This is a genomic window from Anaerotruncus sp. 80, from assembly GCF_009936115.1.
GTDB lineage: Bacteria > Bacillota > Clostridia > Peptostreptococcales > Anaerovoracaceae > Senimuribacter > Senimuribacter intestinalis.
This window is the reverse complement of the sequence record NZ_QWES01000031.1, coordinates 1-17853: the sequence shown is the minus strand read 5'-3', so window position 1 is coordinate 17853 and position 17853 is coordinate 1. Positions and strand designations below refer to the sequence as shown.

Here is a 17853-nt window from a genome sequence, read left to right as displayed (position 1 = left end):
TTCACAATTGTTTCTACTCATTCTCCGCGGAAAGCATCAATTGCCTGATAAATGTTTTCTGCACCAATCATACTGCAGCTTCCCAGTTTTTTTGTATCAATGCGATCGGCGTTTTTCTTAGGCAGGATAATCTGCTCATACCCCATACGTACTGCTTCCATGACGATTTTTTCAGCATTCTGCACAGAGCGCAAATCGCCAGTCAGACCTACCTCGCCGATTGCCATAACTCGCTTTTGGCTAACAACCCCTCGCATGGAGGAATAAACCGCCAACGCTACCCCTAAATCTATGGACGTGCTGTCTGGCCGCATACCGCCTACCACATTGACATAAACGTCCTGATTAATCATCGTTATACCGGCTTTCTTCTCCAGTACAGCTAAAATCATACTAAGTCTCTGATGATCCACGCCGACTGCCGTTCGTCTCGCAAATCCTACGTTAGCAGGCGCAGTTAATGCCTGAATTTCAAAAAGTACCGGTCTGCTCCCTTCGTATACTGCGGTGATGACAGAGCCTTCACTCTTTACTACAGTGCTTTCTAAAAAAGTGGCCGACAGATTCTTAATCTCGCGCAAACCACCTTCCTCCATCTGAAAGGCACCGATTTCACTGGTAGTTCCAAATCGGTTTTTAAACACGCGAAGAATTCGCAGGTCATGATCTCTCTCCCCGGTAAAATTCAGCACGCAGTCCACCAGATGTTCCACAATCTTGGGTCCAGCCAACTCTCCATTCTTGGTAACATGGGCAACGATAAACACAGGGATATCTCCTGTTTTTCCAAGTTTCATCAATTGGTTTCCCACATCTCTGACCTGAGACACACTGCCGGGCACTGAGTCCAAAGTCTGTGTATACATAGTCTGAATGGAATCTATAATTAAAAACTTCGGTTTAAGATTTTCGCAGGCTGCAACAATATTTTCCATGTTGGTTTCCGCCAGAATATAGAGGTTCTCGTTCAATTCTCCGCAAACCCGATCTGCCCGCATTTTAATCTGTGCCTCAGACTCTTCTCCCGAGATATAGAGAACCGTACCCAGTGACTTAGCCAAATTAGCAGCTGCCTGTATAATCATCGTAGACTTGCCGATACCCGGTTCGCCTGAGATCAAAGTCAAAGAGCCCTTCACCAGCCCTCCTCCTAGTACCCGGTTCAGTTCCCCGATGCCTGTATCAATCCGAACGTAATCTCCTCCCGCACCAATTTCCTTTAGTTTAGATGGTTTAGCTCCTGCGGAGGCTCTTCGTCTCGTATCATTTGTCGGTGCCTCTACAATCTTCTCCTCTACCATGCTGTTCCATGCACCGCAAATACACTGTCCAACCCATTTACTGCTTTCGTAGCCGCATTCCTGACAGACATATACTGTTTTCGCTTTCTTTGCCATAATACGCTAACCTCTCCTCTTTGCAAACATTTGTTCGTATCTTGTATTATACCAAACACTGCCCCATTTGTCCACACCGATTATGCACGCCACACTGCAAAAGTTTGGAATGGCATAAAGGCTAAAGAAAAAACAGAATCCCAAAAGCCACCGACTTCCGGGATTCTGAAATTATTTTATCTAATTATTTTTCCTGCTGTGCCTGATATTCAGCGATAATCTTTTCAGACAGCTGTTTTGGCACTTCTTCGTATCTTTCAAATCTCATTTCAAAGACGCCTCTACCCTGAGTCATGGAGCGAAGAACCAGCGCATAATCGAAGAGCTCAGCCTGCGGCGCTTCTGCAAGAATCTTCTGTCCGCCTCCATTCTGTGGTTCCATACCTAAAATCTTGCCTCTTCTCTTGTTCATGTCGCCCATTACGTCACCCATGTAATCATCGGAAACGAAGATTTCCATGTGCATAATCGGCTCCAGAAGGCAAGGCTTTGCTTCGACGATACCTTTCTTGAATGCCAGAGATGCAGCAATCTTGAAGGATACTTCGTTGGAGTCTACATCATGGTAAGAACCATCGTACAATACAGCCTTAACGTTTACTACCTTGCAGCCTGCAAGAGGACCTTTCTGCATACTTTCAATGAGTCCTTTTTCAACAGCAGGCACGTAGTTCTTTGGAATAGAACCGCCGAAGAGTTCTTCGGAGAATTCAAATTCCTGCTGAGATGGTGAGAATCTGATGTGTACGTCACCGTACTGACCAGCGCCTCCGGACTGTTTCTTATGTTTACCCTGTACATCAGAATTTCCCTTGATGGTTTCCCGATAAGCAATCTTCTGCGGCACAACCTTAACAGTAACACCGAATCTGTCTTTTAACTTCGCCATAATGATACCCAGCTGGATATCTCCCTGACCGCCAAGAAGGGTCTGATGGGTTTCAGCGTTTCTTTCTACTACAAAGGACGGATCTTCTTCTCTCAGTCTTGAAAGACCTGTTCCCATCTTTTCTTCGTCTCCCTTATCAGCAGCTTCAATTGCGACGTAATAAGTCGGAGATGGATAATCCAGTGGCAGATATCTTACGATATCGCTCTTGTCGCAAAGGGTATCGCCTGAAACGGTATACTGCAGTTTTGCAACGGCTACAATGTCGCCTGCTTCTGCATAGTTCAGTTCCAGCTGTTCTTTACCTCTGAGGAAGAACAGCTTGCCAAGCTTTTCAGCTTTTCCTGCTCTCTCGTTGTAAACTTCTGTACCGGAGTTAATCTTACCGGTTACCACCTTCATGATGGAAATTTTTCCTACAAACGGGTCAACAATTGTCTTAAATACAAACGCAGACATCGGTGCGTCGGTGACAGAAATTTTTTCTACCGGCTCGTTCTTGTCGTTGAATCCCGGATATGCACCATGCTGCAGCGGTGTAGGAACATAGGTCAGCAACAGGTCTAGAAGACCTTCAATACCTTGTCCCAGCTGAAATGCCGAAGAGCATACAGGGACAATAACGCCTTCGGAAATGCCTTTGATTAAGCCATTTCTTACTTCTTCATCAGAAAAATCATCTCCGTTGAAGTATTTTTCCATCAGTTCATCGTCAGCCATTGCGATTGCTTCTTTCAGCTCTTCGTCGATTTCTGCAGAAAGTGGCCAGCTGAATGGAATCAGTGTTTCACCGAATTTTGCCTTCAGTTCATCAAAGGTTTTATAAAAGTCAAATTCGTCCTTATCTCTCTTATTGATAACGATGAATCTAGGTTTCTTATATCTTTCACAAGCATTCCATGCAGCTTCGGTTCCTACCTGAATACCTGAACCTGCATCTACCAGAATCACAGCAGCCTCAGCAGCGCGAAGGGCCGCATTTACTTCGCCGACAAAGTCGAAATATCCCGGTGTATCGATAAAATTAATCTTGCTGTTCTTCCACTCAATTGGAACAACAGAAGTATTAATGGAATAACCTTTTTCAATTTCCATTTTGTCGTAGTCGGATACTGTATTTCCGTCCTCGACTTTACCCAATTTTGTGATTACGCCTGTTTCTAACAGAGCGGCTTCCAGGAATGTAGTTTTACCACATCCGCCATGTCCTAATAAAGCAACATTTCTAATTGTTTCGCTTGTGTAGCCTTTCATCGATAAGACCTCCTACATTAATTTTGCGTATGTCAATAGTATAACACATTCTTCTCTTATAGTCTATCGGATTTTCGAATAGTTCGACTATTCCATGAAATTTTTCCCAAATGAAAAAGGCTGCCTCATTACAGCCTCCTTGCTTTTCATTTAACTGCTAAATAGTAAACTGGAATATCGAACCTCCCCGTCCTTATCTTTCCAGCTGATTCCAAGGGTAATCTTGTCCGCTTCGTTTATCGCCGTTTGCGCCAGTCTATATGCTTTCTTTGGTGCTCCCTGCGAAAAATGCTTCGAAACTGAGATTGGCACGCTTTCTGCCACTATTCTGCAAGGTTTTGCTTTCTTGCTGCAAAACGGCTGCACTTCTATTTCGCCAATATTTCCCTCTTCATTGCCCAAATAGCACACATACGCCTGATATGTTCCTTCGCCTCTACCGGCGCTTCTGGATATGTACCCTTTCCAAAGTCCATCCTTACTCTCTGCGTAAAACTCGCCCGAATCCCTTACGACCATCGTGCATAAAAAAATCAAGCCTGCTGCAAAAACAACGATTCCAATTTTAAGCCAAATGTTATATCTGCTTCTCATCTCTAATTCCCCCTAAAGTACTGCCATTTATCCCCTGTAAAAATCGTCCGCTATTTAATCTTTGACTTAACTTCAGTTTATTGCAAAGTTTTATTGCTGTCAATAGCTGTAGGAAAATTGTAAGAATTTAATCCCTTTATATAGTTACAGCAGACTTTGAAAAAATAATACACTCCTTTCAATCAGATTGTCATTATAGTCAAATTCTGCTGAATGAATCGGCGTACATTCCATACCCGCGCCCATCCAAACCAGCGCACCGGATGCTTTTTTCAGATACCAGCCGAAGTCTTCCGAACTTCTGATCGGGTTTTCCAAAGTCTGGGTCTTCCAGCCTTTTTCATCGGTAATTTTTCGGATCTTTTCAATGCTTTCTCCGTGATTATAAGTCTCCGGGAACACATCGTGATAAGCAGTTTGCAGTAGAAGACCATACTGCTGCGCCTGCTCCTTTGCAAAATTTTCAATCCGGTCCCGCAATGCATTCATCTCATCTTCAATTTGTCCCCGAATAGTCAAAAGCAGTTTACCCTTATGGGCTGCTACCCCAAAAGCTCTTTCGCCGATATCCACCTGCACTACCGTCGCCAAAATCAGTCCTTCATGACATTCCGGCGCAGCCATCTTTTCTAACGCCAGCACCAATCTGCTAATCACCGCTGCAGGATTCCTCCCCTTTTCAGGCTGACTTGCATGGGCGGAAACTCCTGTAAACGTCAGCTCCATGCCCATGGATGCACAGTTAATCGTACCTTCCCGAAGAAGCAGCGCCCCTTCTTCAAAGCCCGGAAAATTGTGCAGCGCATAAACCGCTTCAATTTGCTTTTCTTCAATCAACTGCGCACAAACTTTGCCGCCAGCGCCGTTTTCTTCCGCATGCTGAAAAATCAAATATACCTCCCTGTCTGTCCCTGTTTCGGAAAGTTCCATGGCAAAGGCTGCCAAGGCAGCGCTGTGCCCATCGTGTCCGCACTTGTGGGCAACACCTGGATTTTCAGAAGCATAAGGCAAATTGCTATCTTCAAAGACTGAAATAGCGTCCATATCCGCACGAAAAGCGATCCTTCCTTTTTCGCTCTTTTGCTTTGGCTCATATACCGCATAAAACCACTGTCCTCTATCGACCACCTGCAAATCTGTATTTACCTTGATAAACTCCATCAGTATTTTCTTTGTACGCACTTCCTTTTCCGAAAGTTCCGGGTATCGATGCAGCTCATGGCGTAGCGCAATCGCTTTTTCCAGCAACTCCTGTTTCATCTGTTCCTCCTCACATAACTGGTCCCCCACGACCTTTATTCTTGCAAAAAGAGCCGGGGCTTTCGGTTACCCAGGCTCTTTGTCTTATCTTTTTAAAATTCTGCAGTTTTCGGTGTTCTTGGGAACGGCAGTACATCTCTGATATTGCCCATTCCGGTCAAGTACATAATCATTCTCTCAAAGCCTAAACCGTAGCCGGCATGTTTTACGCCGCCGTATTTACGCAGATCCAGGTACCACCAGTAGTCTTTTTCATCAAGACCAAGTTCTGCCATGCGGGCAGTAAGCACGTCCAGACGCTCTTCTCTCTGGCTTCCGCCGATGATTTCACCAACACCCGGCACCAGCAAGTCGCAGGCTGCAACGGTCTTGTTGTCATCGTTTAATCGCATATAGAATGCCTTGATATCCTTTGGATAATCCGTAACGAAAATCGGCTTCTTGAATACTTCTTCTGTCAAATAGCGCTCATGCTCTGTCTGCAGGTCAATACCCCATTCTACCGGATACTGGAACTCCTTGCCGGACTTCAGCAGCAAATCTACTGCTTCAGTATAGGTGACTCTGCCAAAATCGGAATTTACGATATTATCCAGTCTTTCCAACAGCCCTTTATCAATGAAGCTATTGAAAAACGCCATCTCTTCCGGTGCATGCTCGCGCACGTAGTTGATAATATATTTTACCATAGCTTCCGCTAAATCCATATTATCGTTCAAATCAGCAAACGCAATTTCCGGCTCAATCATCCAAAACTCAGAAGCGTGTCTTGTAGTATTGGAATTTTCTGCTCTAAAGGTCGGTCCAAAGGTGTATACGTTTCTGAATGCCATAGCAAAGGTCTCTGCTTCCAGCTGTCCGCTTACAGTCAAACTGGTTTCCTTGCCGAAGAAATCCTGGCTGTAGTCGATCTTTCCATCTTCAGTCATAGGCAGATTGTCCATATCTAAAGTCGTAATGCGGAACATCTCACCTGCACCCTCGCAGTCACTGCCCGTAATAATCGGAGTATGTGCATAGACAAAATCCTGCTCCTGAAAGAATTTGTGCACGGCGTAAGCTACCAGAGAACGCACTCTGAACACCGCAGAGAAGGTGTTGCTTCTAGGTCTCAGATGCGCAATCTCTCTAAGGAACTCCATGGAGTGGCGTTTCTTCTGCAACGGATAATCTGCGGCAGAATCCGCCTCCATCGTCACCTCTTCTGCCTTGATTTCAAAAGGCTGCTTTGCTTCCGGTGTCAGCACCAGTGTGCCGCGAACCAGCCAAGCAGATGCAATCGGGGCCTTTGCAACTTCTTCAAAGTTGCTGATTTTGTCAGCTTCATAAACAACCTGCACGGACTTGAAAAAAGTACCGTCGTTGAGTTCTATAAATCCAAACTTATTAGAACTTCTATTGGTTCTGACCCAGCCTCTGACAACAACTTCCTTGTCGGCATAGGAGGTAGCGTTTCTGTGAAGTTCTCTAAGCTGTATATCTTTCATTCTCATAACCTTCCTTTATAAAAATCGTTTATATCATTTATACATCATACCATGTAATTCCAATGACTTCAAGAGCTGATTGCAGCGATTCTAGCAGAAATCAATGCTTTTAAACTTTCTTTCATTTCTTCCGTTAAATATGAATCCTCACATTGCAAAAAAAAGGCGTCCTTCAGTCCACATATCCTTCCAATCATCTTTTCAGCAGATTTTTCAGGAATCCCGCAATGTGCAGCAAACTCCAAGAAATCCCTTCTCTTCAATCTTTTTCTCTTTCCATTTAAGGTAAGCGCTGTTTCATCAGTATCTTCCGGTATAATCACATTAACAGGCAGTAAATCATATGCTTGCGACAGGCAAAATTCTCTATTTGCCGGCGCAGTTTCTATTAAAGAAAAATTCTTTAAATGCATATCAGAGTTTCCAATAATATAAGAAAACACTAGCCGCATATAAAGTTCTGATAAATCAAAGCCCCTATTAACCGAATACGCATTAATTATTTTTCCACATATTTCGTATGACGCTTTATATTTGTCCAAGGTCAATCTTCCCGAAAGCTGGCAAAAGTCCTCCATGGCATACAGTTCTACCGAATCCCCATCTATAAGTCTGTCAATGCGTCTTGTAATATATGCGTATTCGTCATGAATTTTCACCAGTCCGTGAGGCACTGTCTTTACCCCCGCAATCCTTGCTAACCTCATCGCCAAATCTTCAAACTCCGGAAGCTTCTCAAATTCGTCAGTTTGCGGCTTTAAAATATAACCCGTTGGATAGTCTACAAGTGTAAGACGGGATTCCGTTTCTGTGGATAAGTGCAGTGAAAGCTTCTTCTGCACCCCAGGAACTGTCAATCCTTTATTTACCGTCTTCCTTGCTAACTGATTTAATCCCTCTTTTGTCACATCTAAAATAGGCATTTTATCCGTACCAAAAAAAGCTTTTACACACTTCTTGTGCCAGCAAGAATCTTTCTCCTCCAGCGACACCGAATCCCTAATATCCTTTTGACAGTATAAGCATTTCATCTCTATCCTTTCTCCGTTCTGATCGACACATCACCGATACAATCCCTACAAGTTAAAAGCAATAGACCAAACCGGTCGTTAGCATTGATTTTCCAGTTCCTGCTTGCAACATCAAGAAGCCAGCCTTCTGGAACAAGACCATCAAAAAAAGAAAATAGCGTGCTAGCACTATAACTCTTCTCGCTTAAAGGTAGTGTCAAGCTAACTGCCACTGCGTTTTCCTTGTTTCTATATTCATTATCATAAGAAAAAGTATATCCTTCCTCTGTTTCTGCTACTACCCCTGCGTACTGATTTTGGATATATACATATCCTTTTCGATACTCTGATGGCATTCTATCTCTCCTTTTTAACAGGCATTGCTTCCATGCCAAACATCGCAAGTGCCTGATTTACCTTATCCAGTCGTACAGTTTCCTTCCCCTGCTCTAACTCTCTGACAAAACGCAGTCCAAGGCCCGAACGTATAGCAAATTCCTCTTGCGTCAACCCTAACTTTTTTCTTTCTTGTTTTATATAATATCCAATTCTATTCATATTTACATATTACACCCTATCGGGTGCATTTTCAATCATTTTTTCTATTATATACCCTTTAGGGTATATTTCCGCATTCTATTTTTATAATTTATACCCCTTCAGGTATAGTTTTCTCTTTTTCAAATTCCAGCCGCATATCATTCCAGACTGCACCACCGTGAGCCGACTCTGACACCCCGATTTTCTGAAAGCCGAATTTCTCATAATATGCAATTAAATAATCCTTGCACGCCAGGGTTATTCCCTTAAGCCCTGCCTGCCTTGCCGCCTCAATACTGTACTCCAAAACCTGCCCGGCAAAGCCTTTCTTTCTGTGTTCGTCCGATGTCAGAACTGATAAAATCGCAAAATACGAACCCGCCTCAAGGGATATATTTTCATAAAGCGCATCAGAAAACACATCCCGCTGCGTCAGTCTTCCCACTACCGCGCTGACAATCTCACCATCAAGCTCTCCCACAAAGAACCAGTCGCTGATGTTCTTCAAGCGATACTCATAAGTCTCTCGCAAAGCCGCCTCCGCTGGCGGAAATGCCTGCTTTTCGATTTCCCAAACTCTGTCCAAATCCGGCAGTCTGCCGTTCCGAATGGTTAGTTTCATCACACCGCGCTCCCTTGCAAAGTTTTCTGCAATCCCCTATTTCTTCCCTTTCAGTACTGCCGTTACGATTCTATCACGTCCTGCCAAATCCTGCAGACAGGTCACGCAGGCAAACTGCTCAGTTTGTTCAATGAGACTGCATACAGCTTCCCTCTGATCGTGACCGATTTCAAACATCAGCACGCCATCTTTTTTCAGACAGTCAGCAGCGTCCGCAATAATCCTTCCGTAGAAGTCTAGTCCACCTGCTCCGCCGTCCAGCGCCATCATTGGCTCGTGGTCGCGAACCTCACGCTGCAGCGTTGGAATCACAGAAGTTTTTATGTAAGGAGGATTAGAGATAATCATGTCAAACCGCTTGTTTTTAAACCGACCCTTAAATGGAAGCAGCAGATTTCCCTCCTGAAAAGTCACTTTGACCCCCAGCTTTCCGGCATTTTCCTTTGCGACCGCAAGGGCGTCTTTACTAATATCCGAGCAGGTCACCTTGGTTCCTTTGCAAAGCTTTGCGAGAGAAAGTCCGATTGCGCCACTGCCGCAGCAAAGATCCAGCACCTCCCAATCCTTTTTTCTCTTTGGGAGAAACGCCTCTCCACGCAGTGTTCCATCAGAAATTACACCCATAGCATCCTCTACCAGTGTTTCCGTGTCCTGACGGGGAATCAGCACGCTTTCATTCACGTTAAATTCCAAGCCCATAAAATCCTGCGTACCAGTAATATACTGGAGCGGCTTTCCGCTGCTCCGCAAATCCAACAGTGTAAAATACTCATCGCACAAACTGTCCGGCAAAATCTTCTGATATTCCAAAATCAACTGCGCGCTAGTAATTTTCATTAAATAACAATACAACAGTTTGCAGTCGATCGCTGCATCACCGATTTGGCGTTCTTCAAGCTGTCTTTTGCCAATATTTAAAATTTCTTTCACCGAAAGGCTCATTCTTTACTCCTCTTTATCCCTGCGCATCCGCAGATTCCTGCTGGCCCTGCTTAGCGTCCTCCTTGCTCTTTCTCTCTATCTTATGCTCCTGTATCAAATTTCCTTCAAGGTCACAAATCCCCTCAAAATACGGCGTATCCTCAGGCACCATAACTGCTTTCATAGCACAAATAGCAACTTCCAACTGGTCATCGGACGGATTCTTTGTAGTCAACTTTTGTAAGTACAGTCCCGGCAGGCTAAGAATCTTGACAACCCAGCTGTCACTCCTTCCTGCCCACTTCAAAAGCTCGTAGGAAAGTCCTGCAACCACCGGTACCAGCAGCAGCCTTGACACAATTCGGAGTACCAAATCCGGCCAGCCAAGGAATAGGTGAAGCACGAAACTGATAACCATAACAAAGAGCAGAAAGCTGGTTCCGCACCTCGGGTGCAGTGTATAAAACTGCTGCGCATTGGCAGGAGTCAACTCTAAATTGTTTTCAAAACAGTGAATGCACTTATGTTCGGCACCGTGGTACTGAAACACCGTCTTGATATCCTTCATCTGGCTGATCAGCCCCAGATAAATCACAAAAATTCCAATTCGCATGATGCCTTCAATTAAATTAAAAGCAAAATCGCTGTCAATAATCGGCTGAAGCAGATTTGTCACTACTGTCGGAAGCAAAATAAACAAACCGATAGTCATAGCAAGCGCCAGAATCACAGAAAGGTAAATCATCAGATTCCATGCGCCCTTCTCCCCAAAATGTCTGTTAAGCCATGCTTCCATTTTGTCCTCTTCTGCGTTTTCCTCACTGGACCAGCTGGCTTCCAACACGTCCGCAGAATACATCAGAATGCCGGTCCCCTGCACCAAAGACATGACAAAGGCAACAACCCCTCTGATAATCGGAATCTTTGTCCACTTTCCCATTTTCTTATTCGGCTCTGTTTTCATGTGGATTCGTCCGTCAGGCAGCCTCACCGCAACCGCAGTGCGCGACAGTCCTTTCATCATAATCCCCTCCATGACCGCCTGTCCACCAACGGGCGTTGGGCATGCGTCTTTCAAAAAAATCTTGCTCAAATCCATAATTAACCTCTATCTACTGCTGTATAAAAATCTTTTTTATAATCTGGATAAAATTTTCATTGTTTCTGGTATGCGCCAGATTGTCGATAATCGTCTCTGTCACTTCCTGCACAGGACTGTTCGCAAGAGCTCTTCTCATTGCCCAGATTGCTTCCATCTCATCCTGACTCATCAGCAAATCCTCCTTACGGGTTCCAGATTTGTTCAAGTCGATGGCAGGGAATATTCTCTTCTCTGACAATTTCCTGTCCAGATGGACTTCCATATTACCTGTGCCCTTAAATTCCTCAAATATAACATCATCCATGCGGCTTCCTGTTTCAACCAGCGCTGTCGCCAAAATGGTGATGCTGCCACCCTCTTCGATATTTCTTGCTGCACCGAAAAATTTCTTCGGCTTGTGAAGAGCACCTGGATCAAGTCCGCCGGACAAAGTTCTTCCTGAAGCTGGAACCACCAGATTGTAGGCTCTTGCCAGTCTGGTAATACTGTCAAGCAGGATGACTACATCTTTGCCGTGCTCTGCCAGGCGCTGTGCCCTTGCCAGAACCATCTCCGCAACCTTTACGTGGTGCTGCGGCATTTCATCAAAGGTAGAATAAATAACTTCGCCGCCGCTAAGGGAGCGTTTCATGTCGGTCACTTCTTCCGGACGTTCGTCAATGAGCAAAACAATCATCTCCACTTCCGGGTGTTTCTTCTCGATGTTATTGGCAATACTCTTCAAAAGAGTCGTCTTGCCAGCTTTCGGCGGTGCCACAATCAGACCTCTCTGTCCTTTTCCAATAGGCGCAATCAGGTCAATGAGACGCATAGCAAGTTCTTTGCTGCGATCCTCCAAGGTCAGTCTTTCCCTTGGGAAAATCGGCGTCAAATCCTCAAAATCCGGTCTGCGCATAGCCACACCCGGTTCATCCCCGTTGACCGTCAGCACGTAAAGCAGCGCGCCGAAGCGTTCGCCCTCGTTAGGCAGTCTGGAAATTCCTTTAATCAAATCACCCGTCTTCAGATTAAATCTTCTAATCTGCGTTGGTGAAACATATACATCTCTGTCACTGGTCAGGAAATTATTAAAACGCAAAAATCCGAAACCACCTTCAGCAATTTCCAAAATTCCCTCCACTTCCGGACGTTCCTGTTCCTTGTGGGTAGGGACTTTTCTGCGCACAGGGTGAGCCTCCTCATGTGCGAGCACCTGCGCTCCTGCTTCTTGGACCTGTCCTGCCTCAGGGCCCAATGGCTGCAATTCCACTTCCGGCTCTATCTTGTCTTCCTCTGACCTCTGTAAAATTTCCACCGCAGGCTTTTCTGCCTGCAATGCTTCCTGCAAAGCCGCCTCTTCCCGCGCTTTTCGCGCCAGCGTCTCTGCCTTTGGCGGGCGCCCCCTCCGTTTCACAGGCTTTGGCTCTGCAGGTTCATCAATTTTCCTGACAATTGCAGCTGCTCCTTCATCCACCTGTGCAGCTTCCGCTGCACGCTTTGCCAAAGTTTCTGCCTTCGGCGGACGACCCCTTCTCTTTGCAGGCTTGATTTCTGCTGCCTGTGTTTCTATTTTCTGTGTTTCTTCTAATTTCTTTCTTGGCATGTAATAATCAGACCCTAAGGCCTGTTCCTTTCTGTGTATAGTGATAATAGCTTTAATTGAAAATTATTTATTAAGGGAAAACGTTTAAGATGCGGCTTTCTAAAATAGAAAAAGCCCTTACCATCAAAAGACGAAAACTCTAATTTCATTATAATACAATGTGAAACCAATGAAAAGGGTATTTTTTTGTAAAAGGACCGCGAAAACTGCTGACAAACTAATATTTCTGCGGAGACATTTCAAATAAAAAGTGATATTGAGCCGAAAAAGATTCAGGTCAAATGCGGAGAAACCGACGCGCCACAATCTCAATGTTTTTTTGTATCTATGGCGTTCACCCTCTGGAAAACGCCATATTCTAAGAGTTTTTTTGTATAAATGGCATCAGCCACTCGCCAAACGCCATATTTGAATTTATTTGCTAAAATACTGGCGTGCCTGCCTCCTGATATCCACTTTTTTGATATTTTACTGTAGAGTGCCAAAGTTTTTCCGACTATTTGTCTGCATTTCTTTCTGCATCTGCCTTTTTTTCTTAAAACACTTTTATATGTGGCACTTTTTCATAGGTCTCCGCCATGTATACAGAAATCAATCCCAAATGTGGCACAGGGGCAAATCACCGGCACGACATGTCTTCATTCTCTTGCTGTTAATCTTACTTCCGTACACAAAACTGCCGCTCTAACTTCTTCAAGCGGAGGCGCTGACCTAAAACAAGAAGCTGTCTCATTTTATCTTGAGACAGCCCCTTTTGTGCATATGTTCTATTTATTTTGTATAATCGTAGAAACCGATACCGGTCTTTCTTCCCAGCTTACCGGCTCTTACCATTTTTCTCAGCAGCACATGTGCTCTGTACTTAGGATCACCGTATTCGCTATACAGTACATCCATAATTGCAAGGCATACATCAAGACCAATCAGATCGCCCAGTTCAAGCGGTCCCATCGGGTGGTTAGCGCCCAGCTTCATAGCTGTGTCGATGCCTTTCGCATCAGCAACGCCGTCAGCCAGAATGCCGATACCTTCGTTAATCATCGGAATTAAAATTCTGTTTACAACAAATCCTGGTGCTTCTGCAACTTCTACTGGAGTCTTACCCAGTTTCTCTGCCAGTTCTACGATTGTTGCCTTAGTTTCATCGGAAGTTGTCAGCCCCTGAATGATTTCTACTAATTTCATAGCAGGAACAGGGTTGAAGAAGTGCATACCGATTACTTTGTCAGGTCTGCCTGTTGCAGCAGCGATTTCGGTAATGGACAGGGAAGATGTATTTGTAGCAATGATTGCTTCTGGCTTAACCAGCTGATCCAGTTCAGCAAACAAAGCTTTCTTTGCTTCCATATCTTCTGTTGCTGCCTCGATGATCAGGTCTGCATCTTTTACAATGCTGATATCAGTGGAACCCTGGATTCTGCCCATGATAGCTGTCTTGTCTTCTGCAGTGATTTTTTCTTTCTTGATCATCTTATCCAGATTCTTTTCTACGGTAGCAATACCTTTATCTACAGAAGTCTGTCTTCTGGCTCTCAGTACTACTTCGTATCCGTTCTGTGCAAGTACCTGAATGATGCCAGCGCCCATAGTGCCGGTTCCTAATACACCAACTTTTTTCATTATAATAACCTCCTACTTAATGATTGTTAATTTTATTCAAAAGTTTTGTTAAAAAATTAACTTTCCTTTTTTCTAATTATATCACAATAAAAAATAAAGTAAACCCCTGAAATAAATTATTTCATTCTTACTGGGCTATAACCAGTAAATCCGTGATCCCCTTTGAAAGCTGCATAAACGCGAATAATTGTCCCAGATTATAGTCGTCCATATGGGTCAAAGAAACTTTCACACCGCAGGCTGTTTTTTCAAAGTGGCGATTTGCTTCCTCTGCCATCAGAAGATTCAGGGAGCCATCTTCATTACATCCATCAAAGTACGGCATCATAATATCTAAGCCGTCTTTCTCCACAAGAAGCAAGGTCTGAAATGCTGATTCAAGTTCCACCTTCGCCGATTGCGAAGGCATTCTCCTGCAGCCGCCATACCATGCGCCAAAATCCACAAGCTGATCCTGCCAGACAAGCAGCAGCTCCTCACCGGCGCCGCTGTCCTTACCGCATGCTTTTCGATATGCTGCGCGCCCTACTGCGTAATCTACACCATCCAAATCCCAGGACGGTGACGCCAGCATATCGTAAAACCCTGACAAATACAACTCCAAATTTACGCCTTTAATGGCGAGTGCAAGCAGAAGGGCTGAGGTTCCAGCTCCATATGCCGCCGGAATTTCCGGATAAGATAGCAATGGATAATCCTCCGCGGCTGCTTCCGCTGTCAGAAATTTACTTTCTTTTCCTGCAATGGCAAAAATCCGCTCAGCAGCCTGTTCCTTTCCGCAGCTGGAAATAAGCTGCTGCTTGAGCACGCTGTACGCCCCTCGAAGCTGCAAACTCTCTTCCGCCTCTGATATAGCAAGAAGTGTAAAGGATTTCCCTTCCAATGAATGCAGCAATGACGCATAGGCTGACGGCGAAAAGGTGTCGCCAAAGACGATGACCTTTGACTTTTCCTCTACTGGCTCTGCTGCAGAAATACCAGCGCGAAGCAGCTTCGCCATCTGCCCCGACGCCAAAACTACAGTCACATCTGCTGACTGCGCGATTTTATCTCCCAAAGCCTGCAGTTCCTCCGCCTGCGCCATGTCTGCTCTTGTTATACTGCGGCGAACCCACTGACTTTCCCAAAGCTGATCCAGACAAGCTGGGCATTTTACTTTCAATTCTTCCGTATGCAGTTTTTCAAAATTTCTCGTTTCAATAATAATATTCATATGTTCAGTTTAACATGAAAATACAGTTCGTTCAATTATTCTCTGTCACAATTTTTCTGCTTTATTTTAACTCTTTTAATTCGTAAACTAATTTTCTTAAAAGTAAAATATAGCCTACTAAAAATGGGCAATCCCGTTATGGAACTGCCCACTCATTTTTGAAAACTATGCAATTTTTCCAAGTCTGCAAACCCGCATAAACGATATACTCCCCATATGATAGTTTTGGATATTTCCATTGTCTACCATATGGGGAGCATATCAAAATACAGCTTTATCAAAAACTTTTAATTGTCCATTGGTTTCATCGTCGGGACGAAATCGGTCATATTGATAAGTTCCTCCATAATCTGTTTTACTGTCCTATTTTCTCGATTCTCCAAATCGTCAATCTGTAATCAGGTCATACTATGAATCACTTTTACATCGTGTATGTGTACGATTTGATGTAAATGATGTATGCTCTTATGACTAACTTCTGATTTTATAAGAGAAGTCCTGACATTCCCGATACGGGAACATCAGGACTATATTATTTTACTCATTTTTGAAGTATAAGTCAAGTCCCTCAAATTCGGAGCGCTTGAGTTCCTTTGTCACATCGGTGTAGATATTAAGCGTGGTGGAAATATCCTTGTGACCGAGTGCGTCCTGAATTACCTTCACATTTACTCCTGCTTCACACATTCTTGTCGTGAATGTATGTCTGAGAGAGTGACAGCTAAAGTGTGACAGCAATACCTCCGCATTTTCATCTTTCAATAACTGCTCATCATTACAGTCCCGGATAATCCGGCGGATTGCCTTGTTCAGCGTTGATTGATGTTGAGCCTGCCCGAAGCGGTTAATAAATATGAAATCGCTGTACCCGTCAATGATAACCTCGCAATGTAAATCAAACATTTCCTGCCTTTCCTTTTCCATAAGGAAGGCTTCTTTTACAAAATCAAGCATTGGTACTTGTCTGTTGCCCGCTGGGGTTTTTGTTGTATTCACATTGAAGTAGCAGCCTTTCTTGCTGTCATCGGTTCGGTGATCGTAGTAAACCAAAGTGTGATTAACATCAATAATGCCTTCTTCCATATCAATATCGCACCATCTCAGCCCGGTCACTTCACCAACTCGTAATCCCGTACCGACCATTACCGCAAATATCGGATACCAGTTTTGTACTTTCGGCGTGTTCTTCAGATAGTCAAGAAACAAATCCTGCTCAGGTCGTGTTAATGCCCTGCGTTTTTCCGTCTTAAAAACATGGGATTTTTTCAGCTCTCTCAACACATTGTCAGACGGATTGTTACGAATGTAATCATCATCAACCGCCATATCCAAAATCTGATGAAGCACGGTATGGATACTGTCAATCGTAGAAGCCTTTACTCCTCTTTCGTCGGCAAGATAATTATAGTACCGCTTAACATCAGATTTTTTCAGAGTTGAAATACGCTGTTTTCCGATATTTGGACGGACGAAAGTCTCATACATATATTTATAATTTTCAAAGGTATTGTTTTTCAATCCTCGTTTCAAAACTTTCCACAAATCAAAAAGTTCATTTACTGTCGTATAGCGGGCTTCGGTCTTAATGCCATCGCTTTTATCTTTTGCAATCTGTTCTTCCTTTGCACGAAGATCATCTAAGTTCCTCGCATAGACATAACGCCTCTTTTTGTTTGCGTCCACCCACGAGTATTGGTAAGTACCGTTGCTTCTTTGTAATTCCCCGGTACGAAGAACTACTCTTGATTTATCCTTTCTCTTTTCCTTAGCCATAAGTCACCCCTCCTAAATATGCTTTTTACCCTTGATATAGGTATCTAATTTCTCCCGGACAATAAAAACCTAATTCCCAAGCGGCACTACAAACGGGCATTTCTTTTGCTGTGATAATTGTCTGAGCTTCGTTATCCCGATACCGGAATATGCCGCCGCTTCTTCAATAGAAAGACATTTTTTCTCCCATATTGGCTTGTCAGCATTCCTTGCTTCAAGCTTTGCCTTATAAGTCATAACTTCATCATCCATAGTAGTTCCTCCTTAAATCGAATATGATTTTTTTATGTACTCATCAAAAACTTCTCTTTTTATCAGCCTGCGGTTTCCAATCCACAATACAAATGGGCAATCCTCTTTGTTTGTCATCTCGTAGAGCTTATCCCGACGGCAGCTCTTTTCTTGTTTCCGTTTGTTTCTTTTAGCTTTTTAATCACTTCGTACTTTTTCTGTTCTTTCATTCTAAGTTCAACCTTTCTGATAAAAACCACCTCCGAAGAGATAGTTTACTATGATATGTGTTTTTTAGGAATCCTTTTGGGACATTTTCTCTTGCGCTTTCTTAAGACATTATCACTTTTGGAGCAGA

General features: G+C 43.9%; 16 protein-coding genes and 1 pseudogene. All 17 read right to left on the bottom strand.

Features of this window, described 5'->3' with window-relative positions; genetic code table 11:
* Positions 1-17: 17 nt before the first annotated feature.
* Positions 18-1397 carry a DNA repair protein RadA gene (radA, locus tag D1155_RS13610; protein WP_160202967.1) on the bottom strand — a complete coding sequence of 460 codons (1380 nt, stop codon included), beginning with the start codon at positions 1395-1397 and terminating at the stop codon, positions 18-20.
* 184 nt (positions 1398-1581) lie between these two features.
* Positions 1582-3540, bottom strand: coding sequence for an elongation factor G (locus tag D1155_RS13605; RefSeq protein WP_160202966.1), 1959 nt, complete (start codon positions 3538-3540; stop codon positions 1582-1584).
* Positions 3541-3690: 150 nt separating this feature from the next.
* Positions 3691-4134 carry a hypothetical protein gene (locus D1155_RS13600; RefSeq protein ID WP_160202965.1) on the bottom strand — a complete coding sequence of 148 codons (444 nt, stop codon included), beginning with the start codon at positions 4132-4134 and terminating at the stop codon, positions 3691-3693.
* A gap of 144 nt (positions 4135-4278) precedes the next feature.
* Entirely contained in the window at positions 4279-5394 is a 1116-nt protein-coding gene (locus D1155_RS13595; RefSeq protein ID WP_160202964.1) for a M20 family metallopeptidase, read from the bottom strand.
* 92 nt (positions 5395-5486) lie between these two features.
* A complete protein-coding gene (gene asnS, locus D1155_RS13590; protein ID WP_160202963.1) occupies positions 5487-6881 on the bottom strand; it encodes an asparagine--tRNA ligase in 1395 nt (464 codons plus the stop codon).
* A gap of 68 nt (positions 6882-6949) precedes the next feature.
* The gene (locus D1155_RS13585; protein WP_160202962.1) at positions 6950-7912 is read right to left on the bottom strand and encodes a HipA domain-containing protein; all 963 of its coding nucleotides are present in this window, start codon (positions 7910-7912) and stop codon (positions 6950-6952) included.
* A 2-nt stretch (positions 7913-7914) separates the two neighbouring features.
* Entirely contained in the window at positions 7915-8247 is a 333-nt protein-coding gene (locus tag D1155_RS13580) for a HipA N-terminal domain-containing protein (protein WP_160202961.1), read from the bottom strand.
* Between the two features lies 1 nt (position 8248).
* Positions 8249-8449: a helix-turn-helix transcriptional regulator gene (locus D1155_RS13575; RefSeq protein WP_160202960.1), complete on the bottom strand. Its 201-nt coding sequence runs from the start codon at positions 8447-8449 to the stop codon at positions 8249-8251.
* A 91-nt stretch (positions 8450-8540) separates the two neighbouring features.
* The gene (locus tag D1155_RS13570; RefSeq protein ID WP_160202959.1) at positions 8541-9053 is read right to left on the bottom strand and encodes a GNAT family N-acetyltransferase; all 513 of its coding nucleotides are present in this window, start codon (positions 9051-9053) and stop codon (positions 8541-8543) included.
* Between the two features lie 36 nt (positions 9054-9089).
* Positions 9090-9995: a peptide chain release factor N(5)-glutamine methyltransferase gene (gene prmC, locus D1155_RS13565; protein WP_160202958.1), complete on the bottom strand. Its 906-nt coding sequence runs from the start codon at positions 9993-9995 to the stop codon at positions 9090-9092.
* 13 nt (positions 9996-10008) lie between these two features.
* Positions 10009-11073, bottom strand: coding sequence for a DUF1385 domain-containing protein (locus D1155_RS13560; protein WP_160202957.1), 1065 nt, complete (start codon positions 11071-11073; stop codon positions 10009-10011).
* A gap of 13 nt (positions 11074-11086) precedes the next feature.
* On the bottom strand, positions 11087-12658 hold the full coding sequence (rho, locus tag D1155_RS13555; protein WP_160202956.1) for a transcription termination factor Rho: 1572 nt from the start codon (positions 12656-12658) through the stop codon (positions 11087-11089).
* Positions 12659-13429: 771 nt separating this feature from the next.
* A complete protein-coding gene (locus D1155_RS13550; RefSeq protein WP_160202955.1) occupies positions 13430-14278 on the bottom strand; it encodes a 3-hydroxybutyryl-CoA dehydrogenase in 849 nt (282 codons plus the stop codon).
* 127 nt (positions 14279-14405) lie between these two features.
* Positions 14406-15491, bottom strand: coding sequence for a hypothetical protein (locus D1155_RS13545; protein ID WP_160202954.1), 1086 nt, complete (start codon positions 15489-15491; stop codon positions 14406-14408).
* Positions 15492-16028: 537 nt separating this feature from the next.
* The gene (locus D1155_RS13540) at positions 16029-17264 is read right to left on the bottom strand and encodes a tyrosine-type recombinase/integrase (protein WP_160202953.1); all 1236 of its coding nucleotides are present in this window, start codon (positions 17262-17264) and stop codon (positions 16029-16031) included.
* Between the two features lie 69 nt (positions 17265-17333).
* A complete protein-coding gene (locus tag D1155_RS13535) occupies positions 17334-17516 on the bottom strand; it encodes an excisionase (protein ID WP_160202952.1) in 183 nt (60 codons plus the stop codon).
* 12 nt (positions 17517-17528) lie between these two features.
* Positions 17529-17648 (bottom strand): annotated as a pseudogene (locus D1155_RS13530) (excisionase); the annotation flags it as partial.
* Positions 17649-17853 lie beyond the last annotated feature (205 nt).

What these genes read in the sequence shown, in the direction of transcription:
- radA (WP_160202967.1), bottom strand. Translation starts at nt 1,397, where the DNA reads ATGGCAAAGAAAGCGAAAACAGTATATGTCTGTCAGGAATGCGGCTAC.
- D1155_RS13605 (WP_160202966.1), bottom strand. Translation starts at nt 3,540, where the DNA reads ATGAAAGGCTACACAAGCGAAACAATTAGAAATGTTGCTTTATTAGGA.
- D1155_RS13600 (WP_160202965.1), bottom strand. Translation starts at nt 4,134, where the DNA reads ATGAGAAGCAGATATAACATTTGGCTTAAAATTGGAATCGTTGTTTTT.
- D1155_RS13595 (WP_160202964.1), bottom strand. Translation starts at nt 5,394, where the DNA reads ATGAAACAGGAGTTGCTGGAAAAAGCGATTGCGCTACGCCATGAGCTG.
- asnS (WP_160202963.1), bottom strand. Translation starts at nt 6,881, where the DNA reads ATGAAAGATATACAGCTTAGAGAACTTCACAGAAACGCTACCTCCTAT.
- D1155_RS13585 (WP_160202962.1), bottom strand. Translation starts at nt 7,912, where the DNA reads ATGAAATGCTTATACTGTCAAAAGGATATTAGGGATTCGGTGTCGCTG.
- D1155_RS13580 (WP_160202961.1), bottom strand. Translation starts at nt 8,247, where the DNA reads ATGCCATCAGAGTATCGAAAAGGATATGTATATATCCAAAATCAGTAC.
- D1155_RS13575 (WP_160202960.1), bottom strand. Translation starts at nt 8,449, where the DNA reads ATGAATAGAATTGGATATTATATAAAACAAGAAAGAAAAAAGTTAGGG.
- D1155_RS13570 (WP_160202959.1), bottom strand. Translation starts at nt 9,053, where the DNA reads ATGAAACTAACCATTCGGAACGGCAGACTGCCGGATTTGGACAGAGTT.
- prmC (WP_160202958.1), bottom strand. Translation starts at nt 9,995, where the DNA reads ATGAGCCTTTCGGTGAAAGAAATTTTAAATATTGGCAAAAGACAGCTT.
- D1155_RS13560 (WP_160202957.1), bottom strand. Translation starts at nt 11,073, where the DNA reads ATGGATTTGAGCAAGATTTTTTTGAAAGACGCATGCCCAACGCCCGTT.
- rho (WP_160202956.1), bottom strand. Translation starts at nt 12,658, where the DNA reads ATGCCAAGAAAGAAATTAGAAGAAACACAGAAAATAGAAACACAGGCA.
- D1155_RS13550 (WP_160202955.1), bottom strand. Translation starts at nt 14,278, where the DNA reads ATGAAAAAAGTTGGTGTATTAGGAACCGGCACTATGGGCGCTGGCATC.
- D1155_RS13545 (WP_160202954.1), bottom strand. Translation starts at nt 15,491, where the DNA reads ATGAATATTATTATTGAAACGAGAAATTTTGAAAAACTGCATACGGAA.
- D1155_RS13540 (WP_160202953.1), bottom strand. Translation starts at nt 17,264, where the DNA reads ATGGCTAAGGAAAAGAGAAAGGATAAATCAAGAGTAGTTCTTCGTACC.
- D1155_RS13535 (WP_160202952.1), bottom strand. Translation starts at nt 17,516, where the DNA reads ATGGATGATGAAGTTATGACTTATAAGGCAAAGCTTGAAGCAAGGAAT.